Raw genomic sequence first — 4,065 nt, 5'->3', positions numbered from 1 at the left:
TGAAATCGCCTTATATCACGCGCTTGGAGCGCTACCTGCCCCGAAAACTACCCATGAATTTTTCTGACGAGGCATAATTACTTCATCTGCCGACACTGATCTCGTCCCGGTAGATACGGTATGATGCCGTCTGGACGACACTCAGAAGTACAATATGATACAGGGTTCCAAGGCGACTTTGCAGATAACAGCCGGCTGGCGCGAGGTGCTGGCCGCGGCGATCACCGATCCCGCCGAGTTATTGCGACGTCTCGACCTGCCCATGACACTCCTGCCGGCGGCGGAACAGGCCGCGAAACACTTCGGACTGAAAGTCACCGCCCCCTACCTGGCTCGCATCCGGCCGGCGGACCCAGCCGACCCGCTGCTCCGCCAGGTTCTGCCCATCTCTGCTGAACTAGATGAAAAACAAGGCTTTTCATCGGATCCCGTTGGCGACCTGGCGGCCATGCAAAGCCCCGGCCTGTTGCATAAATATCATGGCCGGGCCCTGTTGCTGGCCACGCCAGCCTGCGGCATCCATTGTCGTTATTGCTTCCGCCGTGCATTCCCCTATGCCGATGCCAACCCGGGCCGTGATGACTGGCAACAGGCCCTGGCTGGCATCGCGGCTGATGCCGACCTGGCGGAAATTATCCTTAGCGGCGGCGATCCATTAAGCCTCAGCGACCAGCGGCTGGCCACCCTCAGCCAGCGGCTGGCCGCTATCCCGCATGTCAGACGCCTGCGTATCCACACCCGCCTGCCCGTCGTTGCGCCGTCCCGGGTTGATGCGGCGCTCTGTGCATGGTTGTGCAGCAGCCGCTTGCAAACAGTGGTCGTGCTGCACATTAACCATCCCCGGGAAATCGATGCCGAGGTGGCCGAGGCCTGTGCGCGCCTGCGTGATACCGGGACTACCCTCCTGAACCAGGCCGTTCTGCTGGCCGGGGTAAATGACGATATAGACACGCAAACAAGCCTCAGTGAGCGGCTGTTCGAGGCCGGGGTCCTGCCCTATTATCTGCATCAGCTCGACCGTGTGGCTGGCGCGGCTCACTTTGAGGTCAGCGATGCGCGGGCCTGCCAGTTACTGGACTCGTTGCGCGAGGCCCTGCCCGGTTACCTGGTACCCCGGCTGGTTCGCGAGGAGGCCGGTGGTACCAGCAAACGGCCCCTCCAGGGGTCTGTCGATAGTTGATTATCCCCCCTGGAAAATATTGTTATACTTGGATAATGTGAACTTACTGGTGGGGACCGGGTAGTCATGTATTTAGCTATTGTTGAAGCAGACTGGAAGGGATGTGATGTCTGAGAATATGGACCTGGAAGGCCTCGCGATCCCGCCACAAAAAGCGCCCGATACCAATTCCTTTGATGCGCGACCAAAGTTTATCGCCAAATGGATTGCCAACCTGCCCATGGCCAACCTGGGCGAGACCTCTCGCCTGGTCTTCAAGGCCGTGGTTGAAATCAATCGTTTGCAGCTTTCCGTCCACGACCGTATCAAGTCCCTCGAGGCCTTGCGTGAGCCGTGCCAGTACATTACCAAATCCCTGGAAGATCACTTTGCCGGCAGACCTCTGCCACTGAATGAAAAGCATCGCAAGGTTTCGGAGCTGGCGCGCGCCCTGACTTCAGAGCTGGCCATGGGCTACAAGATTGTGGCCCGCCAGCTTGTGGATACCACGAAGCACCCTGATCAAAAACTGCTGCTTACCGCCCTGCATCGTTCAACCAGTTATCTCGGCCTGTTACTCCTGCGCTCCTACCAGGTGTATGCGCCTTATCCGCGCAATGTCTGGCGGGAACTACACACGATCTACCGCTATGCCGAAGAACACGCACTATCGGATTCACCACTGAAAGACGACATGAATCACCTGCCTGGCGGCAACTGTACGATTGCCACGATGTACGACAAGATACTCATGTTGTCACTGGCCATGCCTTATCGCCTGCACCGCGGCGAAGTCGATAAGGTTTGCGGTCTACTTAACCGGCTTATTCACCTGGTTCGCCTGGAAAAGATTCCTTCACAGCAAGATCCGCAAGGCCTGTTTATTGTTAACCTTCGCGAGGACAAGCAACCCGGGTACCTGTCCCTGTACCATGGCAATGATTTTCAGGATTGTCGGCTGCTGAACACTCACGATCTGATCATAACCATGCAAAGACAGATCGCTGCAGCCGATCCCGAACTGACCGGCCTTGCCTCGATGAACTTGCTGCAGCGCCTGCTATCATCGTGGAGTATCATGTCAAAACGCGGCTTCTCACGCATTGCCAAACAAGAAACCGAAGTCGAGGTTGCCTTTGGTATCAGTGCCGCGCATCACTATATCAACGGCGAAAAGGCCTTTGTCCCTGATGAAAATGATAGCGTCGAATTTACCCTGCAAAACGGCAGGCAATCAGCCTTTCACACTACCCGCGTCAGCGCCCTTTCCGACCAGTACACAGGGCCGGATGTCTGGACAAGCAATTATACTTATTCTGGCAATGATCCCGGTAATGCAGAATCCGCCACGAATCACCTAACGGACCATACCGCTGATAATCAGCCCTTTGATTATCGAACCATCCGGTTTGCCATGCGAAACACCAGCGCCGGCGGCTACTGCCTGGTCTCACAGACTGATACAGATTTTTCAGCACATGTTGGCGATCTGCTGGCCATCCACGAACACCATGATAAAAGTATCGAGCAATGGGGAATTGGCGTGGTCCGGCGTCTGCTGAGTCTCGGCAACGACAGCATTGAGCTCGGTATCCAGATGCTGACGCCGAACGCTGTTGCTGTGGCCGCGCGGCTGGAAGAGCACGATGCCAATGACCGCAGTTCCGAATTCATGCGCTGCCTGATGCTGCCGGAACTACGTACGATTGATCAACCGGCCACCATTATTACCCCGGCGCTGCCCTTCAAACAGGACAGTCATATTCGTATCAACCTGCAGGACAAGCAAATTATTGCGATCCTGACGCATCAACGCGAAGGCACACAGGGTTTCTCGCAATTTGAGTTCCGTGTATTGCATGAAGCCGAGCAGGACGAAACCACCGCAAAGCCCGAAGGCGAGGCCGAGACCGATAGCGGACTGGAATTCGATTCCCTCTGGTCCACCCTGTAATCAATCAGAACAAGGCACTGCTGTCCCGTTAACATAAACCTGACAAGCGGTAAGCTTTGTCCAGCGGGGTCGGAGTCGCTGTCTACACGTGCTTCTGACCTTGTCACCAACATCGCGGCCCGCTATTCCAGCGAAACACCACGTCCGCGCGACTCCGACCCCTTATCCGCAGGGCAACGATCAGAACAGGGACAGGAACGGGGCACTGTAATTTACGGTACAGCCGCCACTGAGGGTGCCGTCCTCGAGTTCCACCAGCATGACGGCATCCTCCGGTACCGGCAGATTACACCTCACCCCCCACTTACTGGCGGGCTCAAAACCCAGGCGCTCATAGTAGCCTGGCTCCCCCACGGCAATCATCGCGGCCATACCCTCTTCACGCGCCTTTTTCCTGGCAGCCTCCACGAGGGCGGTACCAATGCCGCGGCGCGACTGCGAAGGTACAATCGACATAGGCGCAATTATCATCACCGGGGTATTCGCTTTCTGTTGGTTGCAGCGGCCGGGGGTCATCAGCAAATGGCCAACCGGACGGCCATTAAACTCGGCCACCAGCGAATAGTCCGCCCGGTAACCGCTCTGCTCACGGAGCGTGGCGATTAACTTCGCCTCGTCATCCCCCTCAAAAGCGCTCAAATTGACGACATCAATGGCCTGATAATCTTCCGGCCGCTCGGTTCTGACCAATATACCACTCATCACATACCTCCCGAGGACATAAAACCCGCCTGAAACATCAACATGGGTTATTAGTAGCAGGTGTACGGCAGGCTGACAACCACTTTTGAAACAATCACATGCAGACGAAAAACCCGCTTCGGAAAGGCGCCAAAATAGTCGCCCGATTTTATGATTTATCGGTTTTTTTGATATAGAATTTCACTGCTGTCCCGTTAACATAAGCCTGACAAGCGGTAAGCTTCGGATAAATAAGGTAAACAGGTTGACT

The 4,065-nt window shown here is 55.9% G+C and carries 3 protein-coding genes; 2 read left to right on the top strand and 1 reads right to left on the bottom strand.

All coding sequences use genetic code 11. The features are described from left to right. Positions 1 to 154 precede the first annotated feature (154 nt). Both epmB and RQ738_RS13245 read left to right on the top strand, forming a co-directional pair. Complete coding sequence (gene epmB / locus RQ738_RS13250; protein WP_314165780.1) at positions 155 to 1,180, top strand: EF-P beta-lysylation protein EpmB; 1,026 nt, start codon at positions 155 to 157, stop codon at positions 1,178 to 1,180. Between the two features lie 106 nt (positions 1,181 to 1,286). Next, positions 1,287 to 3,113, top strand: coding sequence for a hypothetical protein (locus RQ738_RS13245; protein ID WP_314165779.1), 1,827 nt, complete (start codon positions 1,287 to 1,289; stop codon positions 3,111 to 3,113). A gap of 180 nt (positions 3,114 to 3,293) precedes the next feature. Here RQ738_RS13245 and RQ738_RS13240 read toward each other — a convergent pair whose 3' ends face one another. Next, the gene (locus tag RQ738_RS13240) at positions 3,294 to 3,815 is read right to left on the bottom strand and encodes an N-acetyltransferase (RefSeq protein WP_314165778.1); all 522 of its coding nucleotides are present in this window, start codon (positions 3,813 to 3,815) and stop codon (positions 3,294 to 3,296) included. Positions 3,816 to 4,065: the final 250 nt, after the last annotated feature.

Origin of the sequence: Sulfuriflexus sp. (assembly GCF_032250955.1) — a bacterium.
In the GTDB taxonomy this organism is placed as follows: Bacteria; Pseudomonadota; Gammaproteobacteria; order AKS1; family AKS1; genus Sulfuriflexus.
Note: the sequence above shows the minus strand (reverse complement) of the source record. Positions and strands in the feature narration are given on the sequence as shown.